Here is a 26,779-nt window from a genome sequence, read left to right on the forward strand (position 1 = left end):
CCGTTGCCAGGCCTGCATTCGAGAGTTTCCCCTTCCATTGCAACAGGATGTGCCCATGCCGTTGACTGTCAGACCCCGCCGCAAACGTAGCGTGCGCATGATTGTGACCCTGCTTTGCGCCCTGCTGCCGGTGCTTCTGGGCACAGGGATTCTGTATATGCAAGCCGAGCGCACCTTGCAGCAGAGCACGCAGAACACCGCCGATGAGGCGTTGCGTCAGGTCGAACTGATGCTCGACAACACCGCCCAGGCCGCCAGCGATCTGCTGCCATTGGCCGGCCAGCCCTGCGACAGCGTCAAACTGGCGTTGCGTGAACAGGTGACCCGTCGGCCTTTCGTGCGCTCGACCAATCTGGTGTGGGACAACAATCTCTATTGCAGCTCGCTGTTCGGTGAGTACAAGGAAGCCGTGAACCCGGGCGACTACACCCAAGGCAAGCTGTGGTTGATGAACGGCAATCCCGTTACGCCCAATACCGCGCTGCTGGTGTATCGGCTCAGCGAAGGTCGTGGCGGCGCGCTGACCACGCTCGATGGCTATCACCTGAGCAACGTCCTGCGCCTGATTGGCCGACAGACGCTGCTGTTGCTGCAGGTTGGCGACAACTGGCTGTCCGCCGATGGCAAGGTGCATCAAGGCAACCTGCCGCCGTTGCCGGTGGCACAAAGTATGTTGGTGTCTTCGCGCTATGCCTTCAGCGTCGCCGCAGGCTTCCCGCAGGGCGAAACCTGGCGCTATATGGCCGACGAATACCCGCCGCTGTTCAGCCTGCTGATTTTTTTCGGGATCATCTCCGGTGCTATCGGCCACGTCCTGCAGCGGCGCTCCACCTCACCCAGCCATGAAATGCTGCGCGCCCTGGAGGCAGGCGAGTTCATCCCTTATTTCCAGCCAGTGGTGCATGGCGACAGTAAAAAGTGGTCCGGTGCCGAAGTGCTGATGCGCTGGAAACATCCGAAAGAAGGTCTGGTGCGCCCGGACATGTTTATCCCGTTTGCCGAACATTCGGGCCTGATCGTGCCCATGACCCGCGCCCTGATGCAGCAGACTGCCGCCCTGCTCGGCCCGTTGTCTGCAGGTTTCAACAAACCGTTTCACATCGGTATCAACATCACCGCCAGTCACTGTCACGATCTGCAACTGGTCGAAGACTGTCGCGAGTTTCTCGCTGCGTTCGCGCCCGACAGCATTAGCCTGGTGCTGGAGTTGACCGAGCGTGAGCTGATCGAGCCGAGCGACATCACGCACCAACTGTTCGAGCAGTTGCATACGCTGGGTGTGATGATCGCCATCGACGACTTTGGCACCGGGCATTCAAGCCTGGGTTACCTGCGCAAATTCAATGTGGACTTTCTCAAGATTGATCAAAGCTTCGTCGCGATGATCGGGATCGACGCATTATCGCGACATATTCTGGACACGATTATCGAGCTCTCGGCCAAGCTCGATCTGGGTATTGTTGCCGAAGGTGTAGAAACTCAGGCACAGGCTGACTATCTGACTGCACACCACGTCAACTTCCTGCAGGGCTATCTGTTCGGAAAACCCATGCCCGGCGCCGACTTCATCGATGCATTAAGTCACCATTAACTAAAAACAAATTAACCCCGGCACTGCGATCGGACGCACCAAATTGATACAAAACACCACTGTTGTTACATGACGACAAGATCAGGATTTACTCTTGGCGCATTAACTACTACAATTTTTTCAGCCTGTGCAAGATTGGCAGGTGAGCCATTATCACCGAGTCGCTTCAAGGCTCTTGGCTTATAGCTTTGTTTGCGGTTGGTATCAGCCAAACACACTATTGGAGTAAAGATATTGTCCAGACTCGCTGAATTTCGTGCAGCTGAAAAGGCCCTTCAGGAACAGCTCAAGCAGCTGGAATCGCTGAAGAACGATGCCGGGCTCAAGAAAGAAATCGAATTCGAAGAAAAGCTCCAGGGGCTGATGAAAACCTACGGCAAAGGCCTGAAAGACATCATCGCCATCCTCGATCCGAACCCGTCCAAGTCCGGCTTGCAAGTGTCCGCCGCACCAAAAACCCGCCGTGCTCGCGTGGTCAAGGTTTATCAAAACCCGCACACCGGTGAACTGATCGAAACCAAGGGCGGCAACCACCGTGGCCTGAAAGCCTGGAAGGAACAGTACGGTGCAGCTACCGTTGATTCCTGGTTGCGCGGCTAATCTTGCGTCAACAACCAAGCCCTGCTTTATGCGGGGCTTTTTTTCGACAATATCTAACAAAAGCAACGATTTCCCCCGCGCTAGTTATCAATCCGCCTTAACACACACAAGCCGCGAGGCTAAACATTTTGCGCCGGGATGTTGCAATCGTAATCGCTGCTAAACTTTGTGCTTAATTCCTTCGAGTATCTAAACCGGTCGAGGTGCAAACAGACGCTTAAAGTTTCAAGCTGTTTCTCACTGCGACTATTTCCTCGGCGCTTGCCTTATAAACCTCGGCCTGCCCAGCGTAAGAAAGTACATAAGCCTTATCCGCTGCGGCCGCAGCAACCAAAGTTTGCGACAACACATGTCGACCGTTTTCAGTGATCGTGCAGGTGGTTTCCTGCGCGTCCAAAGAGCCGAGCTTCGCCGGGTGTACCTTGTTGCAAACACTCTGATAGCCGCCCTGGAAGAAATCCTTCTGTATCGATTTGCGCATTTCCAGCAGAACACCCGCCACGTTGACCTGGTGACCTGCCTCCACCTGAGTCATGGTCAACTCCATCACCATGACCTGATTGCCGTCGGTATCGGTTTTCACCGCGCGCTGGCGCGAAACCTGAGGGGCTTGATCGGGCAGCGCCTCCACTTCCCAGCCAGCAGGCCAAGTGATACTCGGCTGGTCCGCCAGCGCAGGAGCGGCAAGCAAAGACGAGAAAAGGCAAACGAACAGCGCTTTGAACGGTCGGATCATTACCAGAGGCACTCGCAGATTGAGCTGCAAAGTCTGAGGCCCGGCCGTCCACAGAGCAAGCCGCGCATTCGGTTTGGCGATGCCGCCCCGCATGCGTATCATTGCGCCCATTCACTCGCCCCATTGTTACGGAGGGCCTATGAGCCTGCACGAACTGAACACTTTCCCCGGCGTCACCGCCACTCCAGACAGCGCAACCCGCAACTTCGTCTTCAACCACACCATGCTGCGCGTGAAGGACATCACCCAGTCGCTGGACTTCTACACCCGCGTGCTGGGTTTCTCGCTGGTGGAAAAACGTGACTTCCCGGAAGCTGAGTTCAGCCTGTACTTCCTCGCACTGGTCGACAAGGCGCAGATCCCGGCCGACGCTGCTGCCCGCACCGAGTGGATGAAGTCGATTCCCGGCATCCTCGAACTGACCCACAACCACGGCACTGAAAACGATGCCGACTTCGCCTATCACAACGGCAACACTGACCCGCGCGGTTTCGGCCACATCTGTATCTCGGTTCCGGATATCGTTGCGGCATGTGCACGTTTTGAAGAACTGGGCTGTGATTTCCAGAAGCGTTTGACCGATGGCCGCATGAAAAGCCTGGCGTTCATCAAGGACCCGGATGGCTACTGGGTTGAAATCATCCAGCCTGCGCCGCTGTAACTGACTGCATAAAAAGCCTTTGTGGGAGCGGGCTTGCTCGCGAAAGCGGTGAGTCATGCAACGCAGGTGTTGGCTGACAGGACGCTTTCGCGAGCAAGCCCGCTCCTGCAATTGGATTTGTGTCAGGCATAAAAAAACCCATGATCGCTCATGGGTTTTTTCGTTTCAGCGACTGATGTTTAAGCCGGTGCCGACGTACGGATCAAGTGATCGAACGCGCTGAGGGAAGCCTTGGCGCCCTCGCCCACAGCAATCACGATCTGCTTGTACGGCACAGTGGTCACGTCGCCCGCCGCGAAGATCCCCGGGATCGACGTCTCGCCACGGTTGTCGACGATGATTTCACCGCGCGGCGACAGCTCGATGGTGCCTTTGAGCCAGTCGGTGTTCGGCAGCAGGCCGATCTGTACGAAGATCCCCTCCAGCTCGACGCTGCGCAGTTCGTCAGTCTTGCGATCCTTGTAGCGCAGGCCGTTGACCTTCTCGCCATTGCCGGTGACTTCAGTGGTTTGCGCACTGGTGATCACGGTGACGTTCGGCAGGCTGTGCAGTTTGCGTTGCAGTACCGCGTCGGCACGCAGTTGTACGTCGAACTCCAGCAGGGTCACGTGGGAGACGATACCGGCCAGATCGATGGCCGCTTCAACGCCGGAGTTACCGCCGCCGATCACCGCCACACGCTTGCCTTTGAACAGCGGACCGTCGCAGTGCGGGCAGTACGCCACGCCTTTGTTGCGGTATTCCTGCTCGCCTGGCACGTTCATTTCACGCCAGCGTGCGCCGGTCGCCAGAATCACGCTCTTGGCTTTCAGGGTCGCGCCACTGGCGAAGTGGACTTCGTGCAGCTCGCCGTTCTTGCCCGGGATCAGCTTGTCGGCGCGTTGCAGGTTCATGATGTCGACGTCGTACTGCTTGACGTGTTCTTCCAGCGCCGTGGCCAGTTTCGGGCCTTCGGTTTCCTGCACGGAAATGAAGTTCTCGATGGCCATGGTGTCCAGCACCTGACCGCCGAAACGCTCGGCCGCGACACCAGTGCGGATGCCTTTACGGGCGGCATAGATAGCGGCCGAAGCACCGGCCGGGCCACCGCCGACCACCAGCACATCAAAGGCCTCTTTGGCGCTGATTTTCTCGGCCTGACGCTCAATGGCACCGGTGTCGAGCTTGGCGAGGATTTCTTCCAGACCCATGCGGCCCTGGCCAAAGTTCTCACCGTTGAGGTAGATGCTCGGCACAGCCATGATCTTGCGATCGTTGACTTCGTCCTGGAACAGCGCGCCGTCGATGGCGACGTGACGGATGTTCGGGTTCAGCACGGCCATCAGGTTCAGCGCCTGAACCACGTCCGGGCAGTTCTGGCACGACAGCGAGAAGTAGGTTTCGAAGCTGAACTCGCCCTTGAGCGCGCGGATCTGTTCGATCACTTCGGCGCTGGCTTTCGATGGGTGGCCGCCGACTTGCAGCAGGGCCAGCACCAACGATGTGAATTCGTGGCCCATCGGGATGCCGGCGAAACGCAGGCTGATGTCGGCACCCGGACGATTGATCGAGAACGACGGCTTGCGGGCATCAGTGCCGCTGTCGATCAAGGTAATCTGGCTCGAAAGACTGGCAACGTCTTTCAGCAGGTCAAGCATTTCCCGGGATTTCGCACCGTCGTCGAGGGAAGCAACGATCTCGATCGGCTGAGTGACCCGTTCCAGGTACGATTTCAACTGGGCTTTAAGATTGGCGTCCAACATACGGGCGATCTCCTGTGTGTTTATTCGAGGCGAAAAAAAACCCGAGCGAATCTCGCCCGGGCTTTTTTAATGGGCGGTGCAGCTTACTGAAGTAGGTGCGGAGTCCCGCCCTGTGTTGCGTGCGTCACAGACTTAGATCTTGCCGACCAGGTCCAGGGACGGAGCCAGAGTGGCCTCGCCTTCTTTCCATTTGGCTGGGCAAACTTCGCCTGGGTGAGCAGCAACGTATTGAGCAGCCTTGATTTTGCGCAGCAGCTCGGAAGCGTCACGGCCAACGCCGCCATCGTTCAGTTCAACGATTTTGATCTGGCCTTCAGGGTTGATCACGAAGGTGCCACGGTCAGCCAGGCCAGCTTCTTCGATCAGCACGTCGAAGTTGCGGGAGATGACGTGGGTCGGGTCGCCGATCATGGTGTATTCGATTTTGCCGATCGCTGGCGAAGTGTTGTGCCAGGCAGCGTGAGCAAAGTGGGTGTCGGTCGAAACGCTGTAGATTTCCACGCCCAGTTTCTGGAACGCAGCGTAGTTGTCGGCCAGGTCTTCCAGCTCGGTTGGGCAAACGAAAGTGAAGTCGGCTGGGTAGAAGAACACTACGGACCATTTGCCTTTCAGGTCAGCGTCCGAGACTTGTACGAAGTCGCCGTTTTTGAACGCGGTAGCTTTGAACGGTTTTACTTGGCTGTTGATGATAGGCATTGATGACTCTCCGTCAGGGTTGTGAATTCGATGGGTGAATCCTACCCACTCACTCGACGGATGGCTCATTGGCAAACCTGATGCTGCTGATTTGTTTTCGCTATTAGCTGACTGTATTAATAGAAGAAAACGATATCTACGACGAAGCCGGCTTATCCGTAATCCGAGCCATCCCGTGAAAGGGGCTGGCTTCAACATAGCGCATGGCTGACTTCATATCCTTCCAGCCAACGTAACTCATCAAAGATTTCAGATCCCAGCCGCTTTGATGCGCCCAGGTAGCGAAGCCGCGGCGCAGGGAATGGCTGGTGTAGCGCTCGGCCGGAATGCCGGCGCGTTCCAGCGCCTGACGCAGCAGTGGAATGATGCTGTTGGCGTGCAAGCCCTCATCGCTCAGATGTCCCCAGCGGTCGACGCCGCGAAACACCGGACCGCGTACCAGCGCCGCCTCGGTGATCCAGTCGATATAAGCCTGCACCGGGCACAGCTTGAGCAGCGCCGGCGCCTGATACGTCTGCCCGAGGTTGTCGCGGTCGCCCTTGCTGCGCGGCAGATACAGAGTGATGCCGCTGCCGGCGTGCGCCTGCACATGCTCGATCTGCAGACGACACAACTCATCACTGCGAAAGCCACGCCAGAACCCCAACAGGATCAGTGCCCGATCGCGATAGGCCTTGAGCAACTGCGGGCGATCCTGATTTTGTCTGGCATTGCTGGCTTCCTGCTCCAGCCAGTCGACCACCTGCTGCAGATCGTGCAGTTGCAGCGGTTCGGCCTGTTTTTCCTGCGCCGGATGCAGCGCCCGAATGCCTTTGAAGACCTTGCGCACCACCGGCGCCTTGGTCGGATCGGCAAAGCCCTGACTGTTGTGCCACTGCGCCAGCGCCGACAAGCGCAGCTTCAGCGTATTGATCGACAGCACGCCGGCATGCTCGACCAGATAACGCGCCACGCTGTCGGCCGTCGCCGGCAGGAACCCGCCCCACTTCACTTCGAAATGCTCGATCGCCGAACGATAGCTGCGGCGGGTGTTGTCACGGGTGGCGGCTTGCAGATAGCGATCGATCTCGCTCATGGGCAGTGTTCTCGCAGGCGTACTGATTTCCGGATGATAAAACCAATTCAGGCATCTGACATTGGGTAATACCAGTATATCCCGCCTGTGATTAATCAAGCATTTAACTTTATTTTCAGCGTGGTACACTGCGTTCTTTGGTGGCATGTACCACAGTACGAAACGGTAGGAGTTCATATGGCCCGTGGTGGCGTAAACAAAGCAGTGGTGCAGATCGCGCGTGCGGCGATTCTCGCCCGGGGCGAACACCCCAGCATCGATGCAGTACGCATCGAACTGGGCAACACCGGTTCGAAAACCACGATCCATCGCTATCTGAAAGAGCTGGATGACGGCAGCCAACCGGTCGAAGCGTCTGCCGAACCGATCAATGACGAGCTGACCGCACTGGTCTCGCGTCTCGCCCAGCGTCTGAAAGAACAGGCGCAAGAGCCGATCGAACAAGCGCGCGAGCAGTTCGAGGAGCAGCGCGAAACCCTGGAAGCGGAACTCAAGCAGGTGCGCCAGGCACTCGAGCAACTGGAACAACAGCACGACATTCAAGGCGCAGCACTGGCACGGGAATCCGAGGCACTGAAAGAAACCCGCTCGATGTTGCAGACCGAACAAACCCGCAACGCCGGACTCAATCAGGCACTGGCCGATTTCGAGTTGCGCCTGCAGGACAAGGACGAGCAGATCCGCTCACTGGAAGAGAAACACCTGCACGCCCGCGATGCCCTTGAGCATTACCGCAACGCCAGCAAAGAGCAGCGCGAGCAGGAACAGGCCCGTCACGAAGGGCAGCTCCAGCAATTGCAGATGGAATTGCGCCAGGCGCAACAAAGTGCGCTGGTACGTCAGGACGAGATCACCCAGTTGCACCGTGACAACGAGCGCCTGCTCACCGAAAACCGTGGCACCCAGCGCGAGCTGAGCCTGGTACAGGATCAACTCAAGCACAGCAATCAGCGTCAGGATCAGTTGCTGGAGCAAGCGACTCGCGTCGACAACGAACGTACCCTCCTCCAGGAACGCTTGCGCGTGGCCCTGCTGGAAAGTCAGACGCTGAAACAGAACATTGACGATCAGCTGTTGCTCAATCAGTCACTGGAAAAGGAACTGACCAAGACTCAGACCAGCCTCGAGGATAGCTTGCGTCTGGCCGCTACCGTTGCGGCAGCGCCAGACACAGCCAAAGCGAAGGAAACTTAAGCGCCGACCGGTGTACGCATGGTGACGAACTCTTCGGCGGCCGTCGGGTGAACCCCGATCGTGTCGTCGAAGTCACGTTTGGTCGCGCCAGCCTTCAGCGCGATCGCCAAGCCTTGGACGATCTCACCCGCGTCGGGCCCGACCATGTGGCAGCCGAGAACTTTGTCGGTCTTGCCGTCGACCACCAGCTTCATCAGGGTTTTCTCCTGACACTCGGTCAGGGTCAACTTCATCGGGCGGAAGCGACTCTCGAAAATCACCACCTCGTGGCCCGCCTCCCGCGCCTCCTCTTCAGTCAGACCGACAGTGCCGATGTTCGGCAGACTGAACACGGCAGTCGGGATCATCTTGTAATCCACCGGACGGTACTGCTCAGGCTTGAACAAACGCCGCGCCACCGCCATGCCTTCGGCCAGTGCCACTGGCGTCAGTTGCACGCGACCAATCACGTCACCCAGCGCCAGAATCGACGGTTCGCTGGTCTGGTACTGCTCGTCGACCTTGATGAAGCCCTTGTCGGTGAGTTGCACATCGGTGTTTTCCAGGCCCAGGTTGTCCAGCATCGGACGCCGCCCGGTGGCGTAGAACACGCAGTCGGCTTCCAGTACGCGACCATCCTTTAGAGTCGCCTTCAGGCTGCCGTCTGGCTGTTTGTCGATACGCGCGATGTCGGCGTTGAATTGCAGATCCATGCCGCGCTTGGTCAGTTCTTCCTGCAGATGCTTGCGCACCGAGCCATCGAAGCCACGCAGGAACAGATCACCGCGATACAGCAGTGTGGTGTTCGCCCCCAGACCGTGGAAAATCCCGGCGAACTCGACAGCGATGTAACCACCACCGACCACCAGCACCCGCTTCGGCAGCTCTTTAAGGAAAAACGCCTGATTAGAACTGATCGCGTGTTCGTGCCCCGGAATTTCCGGAATCTGCGGCCAGCCACCGGTAGCAATCAGAATGTTTTTCGCGGTGAAACGCTCACCGTTGACCTCGACCTCGTGCGGGCCGACGATCTTCGCGTGGGCTTCGTGCAGGGTCACGCCGCTGTTGACCAGCAGGTTGCGATAAATGCCGTTGAGGCGATTGATCTCGCGGTCTTTGTTGGCGATCAGGGTCGCCCAGTCGAAATTCGCTTCACCCAGACTCCAGCCGAAGCCGGACGACTGCTCAAAGTCTTCGGCGAAATGTGCGCCGTACACCAGCAGTTTTTTCGGCACGCAGCCAACGTTGACGCAGGTGCCTCCCAGGTAACGGCTCTCGGCTACCGCCACTTTCGCGCCAAAACCGGCTGCAAAACGTGCAGCGCGCACACCGCCGGAACCGGCACCAATTACATAAAGGTCAAAATCGTAGGCCATTTCTATCTCCTCGGCAGGCCATCAGCATACCCGCCGCCGTTCATTGGGCAAACGTTGCGCGCAGCTTTTCACCGAGGTCGGTGCTATCGGGGAACATTTCCTGCGGTTGAATGCCCACGCCATCGGCGCGAAGAGCGTCGCTTAACCCCGAGTTAATTTCCACCCGGGACACTGTGCTTCGAGATCTGCTTCATGGACGAACGGCTCCCACGTTTTTCAGTAGGAGGCACCATGAAAACCATCACCGCTATTCTCACCGGGCTACTCGCCCTCGGCTCCGCCAGCGCCTTTGCCGAAGGCGGCGCCGAACGCATGCGACATTACTACGACAACTTCCCGGTCTACCACGCGCAAAACGAACAGCAGAGCGATAGCAAAGCTGCGGAACTGAAGGTTCCGAACGACCAGACCGCGCAAGTCACCGAGTCTTATCGCAACTGATTCATTGAGCAACCGATGGACCTCCGATGGCTCCGCTCTGGCCTCGGAGATGACAGTTGGGCGCCCTGACCGGGCGCCTTTTTTTATGTCGGCAGATTCTTGATCCAGAACAGCATGCGGCCATGATCCGGGTCGAACATCCCCGGGGCGAAACCGAACTTGCTGTAGGCATTCTGCGCCACCGCATTGCCTTCCAGCACCTCCAGCGTGATCTTGCAGCAGCCGCGCTGACGGGAAATTTCCTCGACCTTGCGCAGCATCTTCTGGCTCAGCCCGAGGCCGCGAAATTTGCTCACCACTGCCACGTCGTGAACATTGACCAGCGGTTTGCAGGCGAACGTCGAGAAACCTTCAAAACAATTCACCAGCCCTGCCGGCTCACCGCCGACGAACGCCAGTACGCTGAACGCGTGCGGCCTGCGCGCCAACTCTTCAGGCAGGCGACGCAGCAGCTCGGGGGCAATCGAATGGCCGCCGCCCATGGGATCTTCTGCGTAATGATTAAGCACGATGCCGATGGCTTCGGCGTGCACTGGATTGGTGTAGCTGGCTTGTAGCACAAGAATTTCTGTGGAATCCATTTCCATCCCCGGTCGTGGCCCCGGCGTGCAAGGTGCGCACCTGAAAGGCTGCTCGACCTTAACGCGAGCCTGTTGTGGGCGACAACCCGGGAAGAACAAAAAGGGCGTCACTGCTCGCATATCAGTGCCTTGGTTCGGCCTGGTCAAGCGAGGTGGTGAGTGCGCCCTCCTGACTCAGGCTTCGGCAAATCGCTGCAGTTGCATCTCCTGCAAACGGCTGAGGGTGCGCCGGAACGGGAATTCCAGGTAACCCTCGGTGTACAGCGCTTCCATCGGCACCTGAGCCTCGATGTACAGCGGGACCTTACGGTCGTAGCACTCGTCGACCAAGGCAATGAAGCGGCGTACACCGTCGTCGTGCACCGACAGCTGCGGCAGTTCGCGATCACCGGCCACCACCTGCGCCGAGCCGTCCTCGGTACCACGGGCGATTCGCCCTTCGCGTTTTTGCGCACTGAGGTTCGGCACGTCGCTCAACAGAATAGATCGATAGCTGTCGCACAGCGCGATGAAGTCCATTGCGGCAAACGGTTGCTCGCAGAGATCGGCATAGCGGCACCAGAGCACCGTCGCACTGGCCTGCACCACGTTCAGCACACGATGGCCGACGGGCACCGGCTCGGCGCTGGCGGGCTGCCCGGCGTTGAGTGACTGGAAGACCTGCTCCAGAGCACTGCCCTGTCCCGGCGCAGCGACAAAATAGCGCTGCTGACCCGCACCCGGATGCAGGCGATGATCCTCGGCACCGTTCACCGCCACCACTTGCATGTGCGCCTTGATCGCGGCAATCGCGGGGACAAACCGATCACGGTTGAAGCCATCGGCGTAGAGCTCGTCCGGCGGCAGGTTGGAGGTACAGACCACCACCACGCCTTCGTCGAACATCACCTGAAACAGCCGCCCGAGAATGATCGCGTCGCCGATGTCATTGACGAACAGTTCGTCGAAGCACAACACCCGTACTTCCGCCGCCAACTCTTTGGCCAACGCCCGCAACGGATCGGCGATGCCAGTGAGCTGGAACGAGCGTTGATGCACCCAGCCCATGAAATGATGAAAGTGTTGACGTCGGGCCGGCACCCGCAGGCTCTGATAAAACTGATCCATCAACCACGTCTTGCCGCGCCCGACCGGACCCCACAAGTACACGCCCGTGACCGAACGGGCGCCGGCGTGCAAGGCTTCATGGCATTTTTGCAGGGCCCAGACCGCGTGCTCCTGGGCTTCATCCTGGATGAAACCCTTGTGCTCGATCGCGTGTTGCCAGGCGCTTAAGGGAGAGTCGAAAGTCATGCGCGGCAGTATGCCACGATGTCCCTGAAAAACAGGTGCCCTTTTATGGAAGCGGGCTTGCTCGCGAAGGCGTCGGGGCAGCCAACATCTTCGTTGAATGACGCACCGCTTTCGTGAGCAAGCCCACTCCCACATGGGTCCTGTGGGGAGTCGAAGATCGACTGCATATCTCGCGACCTCAAAACAGCGTGCAGCAACTGCCTGGAATACAACACCCCTGTGGGAGCGGGCTTGCTCGCGAAGGCGTTGGGGCAGCCAACATCATCGTTGAATGACACACCGCTTTCGTGAGCAAGCCCACTCCCACATGGGTTTTGTGGGGGGCAAAGATCGACTGTATATCTCGCGGCCTCACAACAGCGTGCAGCAACTGCCTGGAATAAAGATCCCTGTGGGGTGTCAGCGGTCGACTTTGTGTCGGGCGGCGTAGAGGCAGAGCATTTCCATCGCCAGCGTTGCCGCTGCGAGCGATGTCACGTCCGCATGGTCATACGCCGGCGCCACTTCCACCACGTCCATGCCCACCAGATTGATTCCGCGCAAACCGCCAAGAATTTCCAGTGCCTGCACCGTGCTCAACCCGCCACACACCGGAGTGCCGGTACCCGGTGCAAAGGCCGGATCCAGGCAGTCGATATCAAACGTCAGGTACACCGGGTGGTCGCCGACCCGTGCGCGAATCGCCTCGACAATCGCCTCGCAGCCACGTCGATGCACTTGTCGGGCATCGAGCACCGCAAACCCCTGGTGATCGTCATTGGTGGTGCGCAAACCGATCTGCACCGAACGCGACGGATCCACCAGCCCTTCCTTGGCCGCATGCCAGAACATGGTGCCGTGATCGACGCGCTTGCCGCCCTCGTCCGGCCAGGTGTCGCTGTGCGCATCGAAGTGGATCAGCGACAGCGCACCATGTTTGCGCGCATGGGCCTTGAGCAGCGGATAGGTGATGAAGTGGTCGCCGCCAAACGTCAGCATGGCGCTGCCGGCATCAAGAATGCGCTCGGCGTGGGCCTCGATACTTTCCGGGATGGTATGCGGCGAGCCGTAATCAAAGTCGCAATCGCCGTAGTCGATCACCGCCAGATGATCGAACGGATCGAATGCCCACGGCCAATGCCGTTCCCAGGCAATCCCGGTGGACGCGGCGCGAATCCCCCGTGGCCCGAAGCGTGCGCCCGGGCGGTTGCTGGTGGCGGTGTCGAACGGCACCCCGCTGACCGCCACATCGACGCCGCGCAAATCCCGGCTGTAGCGGCGACGCATGAAACTGGTGATCCCGGCGTAGGTGCTTTCGGCGGCAGTGCCGTACAGGCTGTCGCGGGTCAGGGCTTGGTCGTTGAGCATCGGCACGTCCATCGGTGTGCTCCTTTTGTTATTGATGGCTACGGAAAGTGGTCCACAGACGCGTGCGCTGACGCATGTCCTTGAGGCTCATGCTGCGGTCGGCGTACAGGCGTTCACGCATCTCGGCGGGCGGATAGATGTCCGGGTCATTGCGCACCGCCGCGTTCACCAGCGGCGTCGCGGCCTGGTTGGCGGTGGCGAAAAACAGCGTATTGGTCAGCTCGGCGACCGACTCGGGGCGCAGCATGAATTCGATGAACGCCCGCGCCGCTTGCGGGTTTGGCGCGTCCTTGGGAATGGCCAGGTTGTCTTGCCAGATCAACGTGCCTTCGCGCGGTATCCGGTAGGCGACTTCGTACGGTTTGTTGGCCTTGTGCGCCTGATCGGCAGCCATGCTCACATCACCGTTGTAGGTCAACGCCAGACAGACGCTGCCATTGGCCAGGTCGTTGATCTGCCGGCCGGTGGCGACATACAGCACCGAAGGCTGGAGTTTCTGCAACAAGGCTTCGGCGGCTGCCAGATCATTCTTGTCAGTGCTGTAGGGATCTTTACCCAAGTAATGCAGCGCCAGACCAATGACTTCCTGCGGCGAATCGAGCACGGCAATCCCACAGTCCTTGAGTTTGCTCGCGTACTCGGGCTTGAACAGCAGATCGAGGCTGTTCAGCGGCACATCCGGCAGGCGTTTTTTCACCGCTTCGACGTTCAACCCCAGCCCGAGCGTGCCCCACGTGTAGGGCACGGCGTAGCGATTGCCGGGATCGACGGCAGCGAGTTTCTCCAGCAGATCGGGATCAAGGTTGGCGTATCCCTTGAGGCCTTCGTGGGGAATCTCCTTCAGTGCGCCCGCTGCCAAGCCACGGGCCAGAACGCTGGACGACGGCACTACCACGTCATAGCCGCTGCCGCCGGTCAGCAGTTTGGTTTCCAACACCTCGGAAGTATCGAAGGTGTCGTAGCGCACATGAATGCCGGTTTCCTGCTCGAAATGCTGCAGGGTCTGCGCCGGCACGTAATCGGCCCAACTGTAGAGGTTGAGGGTTTTATCCTCGGCCTGTGCCTGGATGACCACGGACAACAACAGCGCGGGAAAACACAGTTTGAACACGGGAGCCATGACGAACACCTGACCGGAGGAAGTGGTGGCAGGATGCTCCGTCGGATACATTGCAGAAATATCAAGTTTGTTAACCTGACTTTATCCCGGAGTAATGTAATGCTCGGTCAGCTTCACGACGTCGATTTGCAGTTGCTGCGCCTGTTTGTGCGGGTCGTGGAATGTGGCGGCTTCAGTGCGGCGCAAGGTGAACTGGGCCTGAGCCAGTCAAGTATCAGCCAGCAAATGGCCAAACTCGAAACCCGCCTCGGCTATCGCCTGTGCAGTCGCGGCAAGGGCGGTTTCAGCGTGACGCCCAAGGGCGAACAGTTGCTGATCGCCATTCGCACGCTGTTCGAATCCATCGAAACCTTCCGTCATCAATCCAACGGCGTTGCCGGACGCTTGATCGGTGAGGTGCGGCTGGGCTTGTCCGAGGCGGTTGATCAGTCGGTGCTGCTGCGGGTGGCGGATGCGATCCGGCGCTTTCGCGAACGCGATGAGTCGGTACGCATCGAGTTGATCAGCGCAATGCCCGGGGAGATGGAGCGTCTGCTGCTGCAACAGCGGCTGGACCTGGCCATCGGTTATTTCTCACAAGTGCAGAGCGCTTTCGATTACCGCGAACTGTTCAGGGAAACCCAACATTTGTATTGCGCGCAGGGGCATCCACTGTTCAGCGTCGATGAGCCGGATGACGCGGCGTTGCAGGCCTGCGACCGGGTGGATCATCCGTATCGGTTCATGCGCAGTGGCGAGCCGTTCCCGGACAAGCGCTTTTCGGCGCGTTCGGAACAGGTCGAAGGCACCCTGGCTTTCATTCTCTCTGGCAAGCACGTCGATTATCTGCCGGATCACTACGCGCGAGTCTGGGAGAACAAGGGCTTGCTGCGCGCGCTGCGGCCTGGGGAATTGAGTTTCGAAGTGGCGTTTCATCTGGCCCGGCATCGAGCGCAGGTGCCGGGGGATGCGCAGAAGGCGTTTGAGGAGGATTTACTCAGCGCGTTTACATGACTTCTAAGCTTTGGTGGCGAGGGAGCTTGCTCCCGCTGGGTTGCGAAGCAGCCCTCTGCATTATCCAGTCAACAGTGTTTTACGACTGCTACGCAGCCGAACGGGAGCAAGCTCCCTCGCCACAACAATGTGTGTCAGTGCGCGTGGGTACCACCAGCACCAATAAAACCTGACCTTTCAGGCAATTTTTGCTCGTTGCCCTCGCCGCCCTCTTCCGGCATCCTGCGCCTCCATTTTCTGACCCGGCCCCGCCTCACGGCGCGCAAAATCACCATGACCGCCTCTGAAAAAGCCCCGCGCAACAACGATCTGATCTACGGCCTCGACGACCGTCCGCACCTCACCGCCACCGTGTTCGCCGCGCTGCAACACGTGCTGGCCAGCTTCGTCGGCATCATCACCCCGACCCTGATCATGGGCGGCGCCCTGGGGCTGCAGAGCGAAATTCCATACCTGATCAGCATGGCACTGTTCGTCTCGGGCCTCGGCACGTTCGTTCAAGCCAAGCGTTTCGGCCCGGTCGGCTCCGGTTTGCTGTGCCTGCAAGGCACCAGTTTTTCCTTCATCAGCGTGATACTCAGCGCCGGTTTCATGGTCAAGGCCCGGGGCGGCGGCACCGATGAAATTCTCTCGACGATTTTTGGCGTGTGCTTTTTCGCCGCGTTCATCGAAGTGGTGCTAAGCCAGTTCATCGGCAAACTGCGGATGCTGATCACCCCGGTGGTCACGGGCACCATCATCACCTTGATGGGCCTGTCGCTGATCAAAGTGGCGATGACCGACATCGCCGGCGGCTTCGGTGCGGCGGATCTGGGCGCGGCCAGCCATGTGTTTCTGGCGGCGTTGGTGATCGGCACTATCGTTGTGCTGAACCGTGTCGACGTGCCGTTTCTGCGCCTGGGCGCGATCGTCATCGGCCTGACCCTCGGCTACGTGGTCGCGTGGCTGATGGGCACGGTGGATTTCGCCTCGATGCCCGAAGTGCCGCTGGTCAGCGTGCCGGTGCCGTTCAAGTACGGTTTCAATTTCGACTGGGTGGCATTCGTGCCGGTGGCGGTGATCTTCCTGGTTTCGCCGCTGGAAGCGGCCGGTGACCTGACCGCCAACTCGATGATTTCGCGGCAACCGGTCAAAGGCCCGCTGTACATCCGCCGGATCAAATCCGGGTTGCTCGCCGATGGCCTCAACTCGGCCATGGCAGCGGTGTTCAACAGCATGCCGATGGTGACGTTCGCGCAGAACAACGGCGTGATCCAGCTGACCGGCGTGGCCAGTCGCTACGTGGCGTTCTTCATCGCCGGCCTGCTGGTGTTGCTGGGGCTGTTCCCGATGATCGGCGCGGTGCTGCAACTGATGCCCAAACCGGTGCTCGGCGGCGCCGAACTGGTGATGTTCGGCACCGTGGCCGTGGCCGGAATCAAGATCCTCGCCGAGGCTGGCCTGCATCGGCGCAACATGTTGATCGTGGCGATCTCGGTCGGCATGGGCCTGGGCATCGCCGCCGTGCCGGAAGTGCTGCGAGAACTGCCGCAAGCGCTGCGCAACATCTTCGAATCGCCGATCACCGTCGGTGCGTTGTGCGCTATCGTGCTGAATATCTTCCTGCCGGAAGAATTCATTGAGCTGGAAGAAGACGATTTCGATCCGGAAGCGTCGATTCTGCAGGTCATGGAAAACCCCGATATGCCGGCCAAAGCTGAACCTGCAACAGCTGCGGCGGTCGCACAGTTGAACCGCTGACGCTGCGCCATGAAAAAAGGGCTGAGCCGGCAACGGTTCAGCCCTTTTTTGTTGAGAGACTGTTTATGCGCCGCGTCCACGCCGTCATCCTGTCCCTGCTGCTGTTGTCCCTGAGCGCCTGCGCGCTGTTTCCCAACCGAGATCCGGTGAACATCAACGTGGTCGGCCTCGAACCGTTGCCGAGTCAGGATCTGGAAGTGCGTTTCGCCCTCAAGTTGCGGGTGCAGAACCCCAACGAAACCGCGATCGACTACACCGGCATCGCCCTGGATCTGGAGGTCAATGGCCGTCCCTTGGCCTCGGGCGTGAGCGATCAGGTCGGCTCGATCCCGCGCTTCTCGGAAACCGTGGTCAGCGTACCGGTCAGTGTTTCCGCGTTCTCGGTATTGCGCCAGACCCTCGGCCTGAGCCAGACACAAACCCTCGACAACCTGCCCTACGTACTGCGCGGCAAATTGGCCGGCGGGGTGTTCGGCACGATGCGTTTTGTCGACAGTGGCAAGCTGAGTTTGCCGAAAGCCACTGCTGCGACGTGGTAACCCACTGCACACACTTCGCCCCTGTGGGAGCGGGCTTGCTCGCGAAAGCGGTGTGACATTCAACGATGATGTTGGATGATCTGACGCATTCGCGAGCAAGCTCGCTCCCACAGGGTATGTGTCAGTTCTGAGGTTATGCGGTGAAACGCACCCCCGGTCTGGCCCGCTCATCGACACTCAGCTCAAACACATCCGGCCGCGCATAGTGGCCGACCACATCGTAGTCATAGCGCGCACGAACCAATTCATCGGTATCAATCTCCGCCGTGAGCAACCCCGCCTCGCCGCGCAATGGCCCGGCCAGCACATCGCCCATCGGCCCGACAATTACGCTGCCCCCGGCAATCAGCGGACGATCCGCCGGCCAGTTGGCAATCTCCACGCCGAGCGCGTTCGGCGAGGCCTGCACCTGACAGGCGCTGACCACAAAGCAGCGACCCTCGTGGGCAATGTGGCGCATGCTGACCTGCCACATCTCGCGCTCGTCCACGGTCGGCGCACACCAGACTTCAATGCCCTTGGCGTACATCGCCGTGCGCAGCAGCGGCATCATGTTTTCCCAGCACACCACCGCGCCGAGTTTACCGACCTGAGTGTCGAGCACCGGCAGCGTCGAGCCATCACCCTTGCCCCAGATCAGCCGTTCGGTGCCGGTCGGCATCAGTTTGCGATGCTTGGCCACCAGCCCTGCCTGCGGATCGAAATACAGCGCCGTGCAATACAACGTGCTGCCGGCACGCTCGATCACGCCGATCACCAGATTGGCCCCGGTGCGCGCCGACAAACCGGCCAGTGCCTCGGTTTCTGCTCCCGGCACGTCAATCGCGTTGGCGAAGTAGCGGGCGTAGGCCTCACGCCCCTCAGGCAAGCGATAACCCAGCTGCGTGCCGAAGCCCTCACCTTTCGGATAGCCCCCGAGCAACGCTTCAGGCATCACCACCAGTGCCGCGCCGGACTCGCTGATCGCGTCTTCCCAGCTGAGGATCTGTTCCAGGGTTTCACCCTTGCCACCAGGCAAGGCGCCGATCTGCAGGGCGGCGACGATTGATTTGGGCATTGCGGTCACTCCATCGGGTTCAAGTGTTGCCGATTCTGCGGCGGCGCGGGATCATGAATAAACACCGATTCACTGCTGAATGATATGAGCCAAATGAATATCGCAACCGTCGACCTCAACCTGCTGAAAGTCTTTGAAGCCTTGCATGAAGAATCCAGCGCCAGCCGTGCGGCGCTGCGTCTGGGCGTGACGCAATCGGCGGTCAGCGCAGCGTTGCGCCGGTTGCGCGAGGTGTATGGCGATCAATTGTTCGTGCGCACCGGCCGGGGACTGGCGCCAACGCTCAAGGCCAATCAACTGAAACCGGTAGTCAGCGAGGCACTGAACAAATGCCGGCAAAGCCTGGCGATGGTCGATCCGGCGGCTCATCACTACGACGGCCGGTCGGTCACCGTGGGCCTGTCGGATGATTTTGAAATTGCCTATGGTCGGCGCCTGATCGAAGCCATCGCTCGCAACGCGCCCAAGCTACGGCTGATCTTCCGTCAGACCCACAGCCAGATCGTCGCCCGCGCGCTGATGGAGCGCAGCATCGACCTGGCGATCACCGCCGGTGGGTTCGCCGAACGTCTGCTCAGCCGTCAGGTGCTGGGTGAAGGGGATTATGCGTGCCTGGTCGATCCGGGCAGTCTGGCGCCCGGCCAGCAGAACATCGATTTGCCGGAGTTCGTCGCCCGCGAGCACATTCTGGTGTCCTCGGGCGGCTTTATCGGCATCACCGATGAAGGCCTGGCGGCGCTGGGCCTGAGCCGGCGGGTCTGCGCGTCGACCACGCACTTTGCCGCGTTGCCGCATTTGCTCAAGGGCAGCGGCGCGGTGGCAACCATCCCGAGCCATGCCGCCAGAGCCATTGCCGAGCTCAGCGGGCTGGCGCTGCTGCCCTGCCCGCTGGCGTTGCCGCGTTACCCGATCGAACTGGGCTGGCGCACCAGCACGCAGATCGATCCGGTGGTGATCAAGGTGCGCGAGGCGATTGTCGGGTGTTTCAACAGCGACTGACGCGCTGTTACTTGTTGGCCGCCATTAGTCGATTGACCTCGCTGCGTACCATGTTGGCGAATTCCGGCGGGGACATGCCATCAAGCTCGGCGCGTACCCACTCGGCCCATTTGCCCTTGCGCTTGGAGCGTTCGCCAAACAACCGCGCGGCTTCGCCTTTGGCTTTGCCCAGATTGTTCTGCCAGAGTTCGAACAGACGGGATTTCTCGTCTTCCAGCGCAGCGCGCTCGGCGAGGGATTTGTCGGCCAGATTGAAACTCATGGGGAAATACCTGCTGCGTAAAATGGCGACATCTTACACGCTCAGCGGAAATCTCCCGCGCAGGTTTTTCTTTCGCACCTAAAATCAGTGCAACTTTTCAGTCAGCGCCACACTCCATTAATCACTGTTCATCCATCTGCAAGGAGTCACCCAATGGCCCGCAAATCCCGCGTGCAAGCTGCCGAAGACCAAATCAAGGATCAGGCATTCAGCGAACTTCAGGCGCTGATCGAAGAGTCCGACAAACTGCTCAAGAGCAGCGCCTCCCTGGTCGGCGAGGAAGCCGAAACCCTGCGCGGCCAAATCGCCCTGAAGCTGCAACAGGCACTGGATTCCGTGTCGAGCGTGCGTGAGCGCACCAAACCGGCAGTCGAAGCCACTGAAAGCTACATTGGCGGCCATCCGTGGCAAACCGTGGCGATTTCCGCCGGTTTTGGTCTGGTCGTAGGCTTGTTGCTCGGTCGTCGTTAAGTGACATTTGCCTGATCCCATTCTGTGGGATCAGGCAGTAAACCTGTGGCGAGGGAGCTTGCTCCCGCTGGACTGCGCAGCAGTCCCCCTATTCTCAAGTAGACAAAGGGGGCAGCTTCGCAATCCGGCGGGAGCAAGCTCCCTCGCCACATTGGTTATCTGACAATTATTCCCCGGCCAACTCCCGCAACTGCCCCAGCGTCTGCTCATCCAGCACAATCCCTTCCGCCAGCGACCGTGCGCGCTGCAAATGCCGACGATCACCCGGCAAGCGCTTCAACCCTACCCCATGCATCTGCCGCACCAGCTCCTGACTGCGCTCGGCAAAACTCTGTCCGGCGGATTTGCTCGGATCGATGACGATCAGCAGCTGCCCAGTCCACGGGGTCTTGGCGCCGGGATGGTTCGACCAGTCGAACTCGAAGGAAAAATTGCCGCCCGTCAACGCAGCCGCCAGCAACTCGACCATCATCGACAGCGCCGAACCTTTGTGGCCGCCAAACGGCAATAGTGCGCCCCCCTCAAGAATCGCTTTCGGATCCTGGGTCGCCTGACCGAGACTGTCCACGCCCATCCCGGCAGGCAACCGTTCACCCTTGCGCGCCGCAATCTGTACGTCGCCATGAGCGATAGCGCTGGTCGCCAGATCGAAAACAATCGGCGCGCCACCGGCCCGGGGCGCAGCGAAGGCAATCGGATTGGTGCCGAACAGCGGCCGGTCGGCGCCATGCGGCACCACGCAGGTCATGCTGTTGACCACGCTGAGCGCCACCAGCCCCTCATCCGCGAAAGGCTCGACATCCGGCCACAGCGCCGCAAAGTGGTGGGAATTACGAATCGCCAACACCGCGATCCCGGCATTGCGCGCCTTTTCCACCAGCAGCGGCCGAGCGGCGGCCAGCGCTGGCTGGGCGAAACCGTTGCCGGCATCGACCCGCACAAAACCGGGGGCAACGTCTTCGACTTGCGGCACCGCCTGGCCATTGACCCAACCGCTGTTGAGCGTCGAGACATAGCCGGGAATGCGGAACACGCCATGACTGTGCGCACCGTCGCGTTCGGCACTGGCGCAGTTGGCAGCCAGGGTGCGGGCGACGGACGCCGACGTCCCATGGCGCAGAAAAATCTTTTCAAGCAGATGCGTCAGCGCTTCGAGCGAGAGCGTGGACGCAGGAGAAGACACGGATTCGTGTGGCGCAGACATCTGAAGCTCCAGACTAATTATTGGAGGGAACAACAGCGTACGAACAGCTTGCTCACCGATTAACCACGTCCGGTACGGGTGCTGTCAACCATTGCGGTGCAGCGCGACGCAGCCACCACATTTGCATGTCGCCTGTGCGGTAACTATGTACCACCTTAGTCACCCGTTCGGCTTTTAGGCTGGCGTCTCAATTCACCGGTGCCCCCAAGGGTGCCCTGATCGAGACGCGATGATGCCCGTACCTGCTCCCCCGCTGCTGTTCTGCTCTTTTTTGGATTCACCTGGACTGTGGCCTGCGCTGGGCACTGCCCATGGGCTGTCGTCGCAGGATTTCCGGTGGCTGACGCACGCGCAACTCTCGACCCATCTGTTACGCAACCAGCAAACCCCGCCGATGCTGGCTCACCGCATCCTGCTCGACAGCGAAGACCCGCCCAGCGTAACCCTGGCCGGCAGTTTCATTCTCAGCCCCACGCCGGAGGATCGCGGCTTCATGTTGTACACGCCGTTCGACGGCCTGAAGAAATTCGACACCTTCCGCGCCGTGACCGAACACCTTGAACAGCGAGTCAATCAGGCCGACGAAGCGGATCGATTGCTGGCATTTCTGGCCGTGTCACAGCGCAAGCGCCTGCTGGAGAAAGGCCGTATCAGCGTGAATTACCAGCTCATCGAGGGCGACATATTCGACGAGCAACGGAGCGCCATCGAGCACTGTCAGCAGCTCAACGCCCAGTCCTTGCTCCATGAACTGCTGAATCTGCCTGGCTTGGGAACCTTGCTTGAAACGCTTCTCGACCAGCAACTGAGCCCCCGGATGCCCGGCGCGGATCAAGCACAAACACAGGTCAGCTTCTACGCCGGCGCCGCTCCCGGTGATCAGGGACACCGGCTCGACACCTTGTCACTGGCCAACGCGGTGCTCCGGCACTATCGTCACCCCGGCTGGGCGCAGGGCCAGACGCACAGGTTTTCCAACCCGCGCCGACCTGCGCTGGCCAGCGATCAGACGCATTGGGAACAGGCGGTCAAAACCGTCTCCGGCAAACTGCTGGTGCTGCTCTATCAACACCTTGAGCAATACTGGAATGACGCTTGCGCAGACGGCATGCCGCGCCGCAGCCTGTTCAGTCAAACGATCCGGCAACAGGCCCTGGCCGACATTCTGCTCAAACGCGAAGCCGGGATCATCGAGGCCGAAAAATTCGACAGTTTGCTGACCTGGATCGAGGCCAACGAGCACCCCGGGCGGCGTGCCACCCTGGAAACGGTGCGTCTGTGGGAATACCAGGCCAACTTCGTCGAACTGGCCGGCTCGCTGATGATCAGCCACACCGATGCCTGCCTTTACACCCCGTCCCATGGCTTGCAGATCCTCAAGGACTACGGCGATCTCAAGGACACCTTGCTCGCCAAATTCGCCAGTACCGGGCACGAAGACGAGCTCTATGGCTTGCTTAACCTGGAGGAGCGCCAGCGTTTCCTCGGCTTCGACAAACCCCATGTGTCCGGCGAAATGATCGCCGGCGACATCTTCAGCGTGCTGTTCGAAGGCATCATCACCAAGCAGCGACAGAACATCGAATATGCCTTGCAGGTGTTCCGCCACAGCGACGACGCGGTGAACATTCCCGCGCTGTTCGACAAGGCGCTGGACATCCGCTCGATGATCCATGATCGCTTGCTGGCCCTCGATACCCGTGGGCGCTGGAGCACCCGGCCAGTGCTCGGCGGCAGCCAGTTACCCTCAATGCTGCTGGCCGACGCTGCTGCAGCCGAAGTCAGGAAATTCGCCAGTATCCTGCCGTCAATCAGCAGCCGTTTCGCCGCGCAGCCAATTGGCTCGCAAGTCCTGCAACGCCGCTATCTGCAACAGCTCATGCAGCAGTTTGCGCACACGCTGTTCGTCGGTGTCTGTGGTGAGGCACGCTTGCGCGTACTCGACGGCAGCCTGAATCGCCAGGTCCAGGCCATCGTCGACACCGTGTTCGACCCCGCCCTGGCGGATCGCGCCCAGCGCCGCGGACTCAATGGTTTCCGCCCCGATGCCTGGTCGCTGACTTTGTTCGGCAGTGGCCAGACAGAGGCGCTGCCATTGGCCAGCTGCGTTCTGCTGACGGAACGCGGCGGCCTCGATGAACAACACTCGGGAATTGCGGTGCTGTGGACGCCGGCGATGGGCCTGGAAGCCTTCAGCTCCGTCGACAGTGCCCGCAAGGCCCTGGACCGGCGCTTGCGCAATCCGGAAAAACGTCAGGTACTGCTGGAAAACCTCTCGCCGCTGCATGAGGGTTTGCATCAGGACTATCGCCTCGGCCCTTTGCACCTGATTACCGATAACGTCCTGCAGGATCGCGTGCAAACGGCGATCAAGCAGTTTCTCGAGCGCTGTGATCGGCTCCGTCAACTGAAGTTGTCCGCGCTCAAGCAGGAGCAGGCGCTGAAATCCCTGGCCGAGATCCCGATCAACACCAATCTGGAGCGGGCCAGTGCGTTGGCCCGGGCGCTCGGCGAGCGGCACTCCCTGCCCGGCTGGCTGGGCATGGCCTCACTTGAGGAGCAGCAGTTGCACCTGGAGCTGCTGGAGCAATGGCGCGCCAGCGTCAGCGATGACAAGGATTACCTGCATGCCTTGCCGACCGTGCGCGGGCACATTCAGCAGACCCTCACCACCCTGCTGGGCGCCCGGTTCCAGGCGCACAACCTCGATCCCGAGCAAGTGCGGATCATCCCAGCCCTGACCCTGGCCGGCCCAAACATGAGCCTCACCGATTTCGCCTTGAACTACAGCCACATCGCCCAGCACATCGCGTTTACCGTGGCGTCGAACACCACCGCTGCGCTGCCGACTGGCCTCGACCGTCAGGCAGTCAGGAGCCTATTGCTGTCCCTGGAGATTTCCACGACATTCGCCGGCAAGATCACGACCGCCCTGTCCACCACCGACACCGAGGCCGAACAGCGCCAACAGCGTTTTCTGCGCCAATTACCGTGGCAACTGCTGCAACATGCCCATCAGTTGAAACTGCAGCAGCGTCTGTCTGCTGCCGCCTACGGGCTGATCGCCCAAGTGCTCGACATGCCGGACGCCATCGCCCGCGCCACGGTGCAAGGTGCCCATGCGCTGATCCGCCCGCTGGAGCTGATCAAAACCGGCGGCGCGGCGGCGGTCAAAGCCCTGGGCATGTACCTGGTCGGCCCGGGCGCCGGCCATGTCGGACCGTTGGTGCTCTATACGCCGTATCACGGTGAACAGGCCTTCAGCGAGTTCGAGAACGAAGCCGCGCTGATCGCCGCACTGAACATTCCGGGCGCCCTGCAAGACCTGTTGTTACGGCGTTTGCCGCAGGCTCAGCAGTCGATCTTCAAGGCGTTATTCAGCAGCAGTGTCGGCCAGACCAGTGAAATGACTCTGGCGTCGAATCCGATTCAGGGCAACCTGCTGCGGCAGCTGTTCAGCGACAATCTCGCGTTGCTGCCCAAATTGCTCGCCAGCCACGCCCAGCCTTCGGCGCAGGAGGACTGGGAGGCGGCGAAAAACCTGTTCAGCAAGGGGATCAAACTGATCTGGGGCCTGCTGCCGGGCAAACTGGCCTATGTGCAGTTTCTCTGGCAAAGCTTCAAGGACTTCATGACCTCGGCCGAGGCGTTGCAGGATCACCACTGGAAGCTTGCACTCGAGGCGTTCATCGCTGGCACAGTGCAGATGGTTTCCCTCGGGCGCCTGTCACTGGAGTCGACCCTCGAGGCCCGGACGCTGACGCCGTCGGCTCCACAGCCCAGCGTGCTCGGTGCGCCGGATCTGCAACACATCCACACCACTGACCCGCTACGCACTTCGCTGCAACCCTTCGAGGCAACGGAGGTTGCGCTCAAAGACCTGACGCCGGTGGCGGCGAACGGCACCTATACCGATCTTGCGACGCGGCAGACCTATGCGCCTGTGGCCGGAAAAGTCTATCCCGTGGAGAAGCCGGGCGCGGTCTGGCAAATCAAGGGCGCGGAACAGCCAGGCCCGGTGCTGCAACACACCACGTCAGGCAAACTGGTGCTGGACCCGGATCGACATACGGTGCATCTGGGCAAGGCCATGTCGAAAATGTACAACCGCTACGCCAACGATCGCGAACGCCGGATCTGGCTGAACATCGAGGCTCAGGGCATGGAACAGATCCGCGCCCGCCACCCGGACAAGGCGCGCATGCTCACCGAGGCCGTGGATCTGGCACGGTTCTACGCGTTCAACTGCCTGCACAATCTGGCGCAGCAAAGGCACCAGGGCAGCGGCACTCGCCTGGATACGTTCCTCAAGTCGTTCTTCGATGCGCAACAGATCGATACCGCCATTCTCGACAAGCTCAAACAGGCCATCGTTCCGGTCTGCAAGGCGTTGGTGGACCCCACCGAGGATCTGCTGGACGGTGATCGTTTTGTCGTCGGCTCAAACCGCTATCGCAATACCGGGCTGATTGCTTTTGTGCTGGATGACGACTCGCGCAAGCAAGTGCATTTCACCGAGAAGTTTTTCCATCAGGATCTGGACTGGTACAAGGTCGGCCTGACTGAGCCGTTCAATGTCGAAGGGCATGCACGGGCTTCGACGTTGATCCATGAACTGGCCCATCAGGCCAACAAGGCCGTGGACATCGCCAGTCTTGAGGCCCGGCGCCCGTTCGTTGACCTGATTTCCACGGTGACCGGCTACGGCGCGGCCATGAAGCACAACCAGACCCAATTCCAGCGCGAGGCCTTGTCACTGGGCACGCCGCGCGAAGAGCTGTTCTCGCGCTGGAGTGACGAATTTCAGGAGTGGCTCAGCCTGGATGAAATCCCGGGCCTTGCGCATGTCGGCAAGGAAATTCTCAAGGTCACGCGCAGCCCCACCATAGAGGAGGCGCGAACGGCATTCCTCGACCCGGCGAACCCGCACCCGCGCATCGACACGATCTTGCGCAACGCCGATTCGATCGCCTTTCTGATTTGCGAGATAGGACGGCAACTCGACCCGGTCGCCAGCCCCGGCAGCGTGCCCTGAAAATGAAAAATGCGCAGGCCTGTGCAGCCTGCGCATGGTTTATTGAC

23 protein-coding genes are annotated in these 26,779 nt (G+C 60.1%); 11 read left to right on the forward strand and 12 right to left on the reverse strand.

Annotated elements, in window-relative coordinates:
- Positions 1–55: 55 nt before the first annotated feature.
- Together AC27VU_RS19435 and AC27VU_RS19440 are read left to right on the forward strand one after the other, a co-directional pair.
- Entirely contained in the window at positions 56–1,591 is a 1,536-nt protein-coding gene (locus AC27VU_RS19435) for an EAL domain-containing protein (protein WP_488724701.1), read from the forward strand.
- A 234-nt stretch (positions 1,592–1,825) separates the two neighbouring features.
- The gene (locus AC27VU_RS19440; RefSeq protein ID WP_003224630.1) at positions 1,826–2,191 is read left to right on the forward strand and encodes a histone-like nucleoid-structuring protein, MvaT/MvaU family; all 366 of its coding nucleotides are present in this window, start codon (positions 1,826–1,828) and stop codon (positions 2,189–2,191) included.
- Positions 2,192–2,408: 217 nt separating this feature from the next.
- On the opposite strand, the gene AC27VU_RS19445 is transcribed toward AC27VU_RS19440, so the two are convergent.
- Positions 2,409–2,927, reverse strand: coding sequence for a DUF4946 domain-containing protein (locus AC27VU_RS19445; protein ID WP_045122752.1), 519 nt, complete (start codon positions 2,925–2,927; stop codon positions 2,409–2,411).
- Positions 2,928–3,066: 139 nt separating this feature from the next.
- Between AC27VU_RS19445 and gloA the strand changes: the two genes are divergently transcribed.
- A complete protein-coding gene (gloA, locus tag AC27VU_RS19450) occupies positions 3,067–3,588 on the forward strand; it encodes a lactoylglutathione lyase (protein ID WP_003224626.1) in 522 nt (173 codons plus the stop codon).
- 179 nt (positions 3,589–3,767) lie between these two features.
- On the opposite strand, the gene ahpF is transcribed toward gloA, so the two are convergent.
- The 3 genes from ahpF to AC27VU_RS19465 all read right to left on the reverse strand — a co-directional run bounded on the left by ahpF (position 3,768) and on the right by AC27VU_RS19465 (position 7,101).
- On the reverse strand, positions 3,768–5,330 hold the full coding sequence (gene ahpF, locus AC27VU_RS19455) for an alkyl hydroperoxide reductase subunit F (protein WP_488724702.1): 1,563 nt from the start codon (positions 5,328–5,330) through the stop codon (positions 3,768–3,770).
- Positions 5,331–5,462: 132 nt separating this feature from the next.
- Complete coding sequence (gene ahpC / locus AC27VU_RS19460; protein ID WP_003224621.1) at positions 5,463–6,026, reverse strand: alkyl hydroperoxide reductase subunit C; 564 nt, start codon at positions 6,024–6,026, stop codon at positions 5,463–5,465.
- Between the two features lie 136 nt (positions 6,027–6,162).
- The gene (locus AC27VU_RS19465) at positions 6,163–7,101 is read right to left on the reverse strand and encodes a site-specific integrase (RefSeq protein ID WP_003224619.1); all 939 of its coding nucleotides are present in this window, start codon (positions 7,099–7,101) and stop codon (positions 6,163–6,165) included.
- A gap of 177 nt (positions 7,102–7,278) precedes the next feature.
- Here AC27VU_RS19465 and AC27VU_RS19470 point away from each other — a divergent pair, with 177 nt between their 5' ends.
- Positions 7,279–8,295, forward strand: a complete 1,017-nt coding sequence (locus tag AC27VU_RS19470; protein ID WP_488724703.1) for a DNA-binding protein — start codon at positions 7,279–7,281, stop codon at positions 8,293–8,295.
- Here AC27VU_RS19470 and gorA read toward each other — a convergent pair.
- Complete coding sequence (gene gorA / locus AC27VU_RS19475; protein ID WP_103521639.1) at positions 8,292–9,650, reverse strand: glutathione-disulfide reductase; 1,359 nt, start codon at positions 9,648–9,650, stop codon at positions 8,292–8,294. The two genes, AC27VU_RS19470 and gorA, sit on opposite strands and share 4 nt — an antisense overlap.
- A gap of 231 nt (positions 9,651–9,881) precedes the next feature.
- On the opposite strand from gorA, the gene AC27VU_RS19480 reads away from it, so the two are divergent.
- On the forward strand, positions 9,882–10,091 hold the full coding sequence (locus AC27VU_RS19480) for a hypothetical protein (protein ID WP_488724704.1): 210 nt from the start codon (positions 9,882–9,884) through the stop codon (positions 10,089–10,091).
- An 83-nt stretch (positions 10,092–10,174) separates the two neighbouring features.
- Here AC27VU_RS19480 and AC27VU_RS19485 read toward each other — a convergent pair whose 3' ends face one another.
- From AC27VU_RS19485 to AC27VU_RS19500, 4 genes are all read right to left on the reverse strand, one after another.
- Positions 10,175–10,672: a GNAT family N-acetyltransferase gene (locus AC27VU_RS19485; protein ID WP_473019570.1), complete on the reverse strand. Its 498-nt coding sequence runs from the start codon at positions 10,670–10,672 to the stop codon at positions 10,175–10,177.
- Positions 10,673–10,846: 174 nt separating this feature from the next.
- Complete coding sequence (zapE, locus tag AC27VU_RS19490; protein ID WP_003224608.1) at positions 10,847–11,965, reverse strand: cell division protein ZapE; 1,119 nt, start codon at positions 11,963–11,965, stop codon at positions 10,847–10,849.
- Positions 11,966–12,364: 399 nt separating this feature from the next.
- Positions 12,365–13,324, reverse strand: a complete 960-nt coding sequence (speB, locus tag AC27VU_RS19495; protein WP_488724705.1) for an agmatinase — start codon at positions 13,322–13,324, stop codon at positions 12,365–12,367.
- 16 nt (positions 13,325–13,340) lie between these two features.
- On the reverse strand, positions 13,341–14,432 hold the full coding sequence (locus AC27VU_RS19500; protein WP_488724706.1) for a polyamine ABC transporter substrate-binding protein: 1,092 nt from the start codon (positions 14,430–14,432) through the stop codon (positions 13,341–13,343).
- A gap of 99 nt (positions 14,433–14,531) precedes the next feature.
- Between AC27VU_RS19500 and AC27VU_RS19505 the strand changes: the two genes are divergently transcribed.
- From AC27VU_RS19505 to AC27VU_RS19515, 3 genes are all read left to right on the forward strand, one after another.
- Positions 14,532–15,425 (forward strand): LysR family transcriptional regulator, encoded by an 894-nt coding sequence (locus AC27VU_RS19505; protein WP_473019568.1) that lies wholly within the window; start codon positions 14,532–14,534, stop codon positions 15,423–15,425.
- A gap of 273 nt (positions 15,426–15,698) precedes the next feature.
- Positions 15,699–17,165 carry a nucleobase:cation symporter-2 family protein gene (locus AC27VU_RS19510; RefSeq protein ID WP_488724707.1) on the forward strand — a complete coding sequence of 489 codons (1,467 nt, stop codon included), beginning with the start codon at positions 15,699–15,701 and terminating at the stop codon, positions 17,163–17,165.
- A gap of 65 nt (positions 17,166–17,230) precedes the next feature.
- Complete coding sequence (locus AC27VU_RS19515; RefSeq protein WP_226499424.1) at positions 17,231–17,704, forward strand: LEA/WHy family protein; 474 nt, start codon at positions 17,231–17,233, stop codon at positions 17,702–17,704.
- 133 nt (positions 17,705–17,837) lie between these two features.
- Here the strand turns inward: AC27VU_RS19515 and AC27VU_RS19520 are convergent, their stop codons facing one another.
- Positions 17,838–18,761 (reverse strand): carbon-nitrogen hydrolase family protein, encoded by a 924-nt coding sequence (locus tag AC27VU_RS19520; RefSeq protein WP_488724708.1) that lies wholly within the window; start codon positions 18,759–18,761, stop codon positions 17,838–17,840.
- An 84-nt stretch (positions 18,762–18,845) separates the two neighbouring features.
- Here AC27VU_RS19520 and AC27VU_RS19525 point away from each other — a divergent pair, with 84 nt between their 5' ends.
- The gene (locus AC27VU_RS19525; protein WP_488724709.1) at positions 18,846–19,760 is read left to right on the forward strand and encodes a LysR family transcriptional regulator; all 915 of its coding nucleotides are present in this window, start codon (positions 18,846–18,848) and stop codon (positions 19,758–19,760) included.
- 7 nt (positions 19,761–19,767) lie between these two features.
- Here AC27VU_RS19525 and AC27VU_RS19530 read toward each other — a convergent pair whose 3' ends face one another.
- Positions 19,768–20,022 (reverse strand): hypothetical protein, encoded by a 255-nt coding sequence (locus AC27VU_RS19530; protein ID WP_003224595.1) that lies wholly within the window; start codon positions 20,020–20,022, stop codon positions 19,768–19,770.
- A gap of 153 nt (positions 20,023–20,175) precedes the next feature.
- On the opposite strand from AC27VU_RS19530, the gene AC27VU_RS19535 reads away from it, so the two are divergent.
- Positions 20,176–20,493, forward strand: a complete 318-nt coding sequence (locus tag AC27VU_RS19535; protein WP_003224594.1) for an ElaB/YgaM/YqjD family protein — start codon at positions 20,176–20,178, stop codon at positions 20,491–20,493.
- Positions 20,494–20,659: 166 nt separating this feature from the next.
- Here AC27VU_RS19535 and AC27VU_RS19540 read toward each other — a convergent pair whose 3' ends face one another.
- Positions 20,660–21,697: an Ldh family oxidoreductase gene (locus AC27VU_RS19540; RefSeq protein WP_262141369.1), complete on the reverse strand. Its 1,038-nt coding sequence runs from the start codon at positions 21,695–21,697 to the stop codon at positions 20,660–20,662.
- Between the two features lie 232 nt (positions 21,698–21,929).
- On the opposite strand from AC27VU_RS19540, the gene AC27VU_RS19545 reads away from it, so the two are divergent.
- Positions 21,930–26,732 (forward strand): dermonecrotic toxin domain-containing protein, encoded by a 4,803-nt coding sequence (locus AC27VU_RS19545; protein ID WP_488724710.1) that lies wholly within the window; start codon positions 21,930–21,932, stop codon positions 26,730–26,732.
- Positions 26,733–26,779: the final 47 nt, after the last annotated feature.

The organism is Pseudomonas sp. 14P5.3.2 (assembly GCF_057799175.1).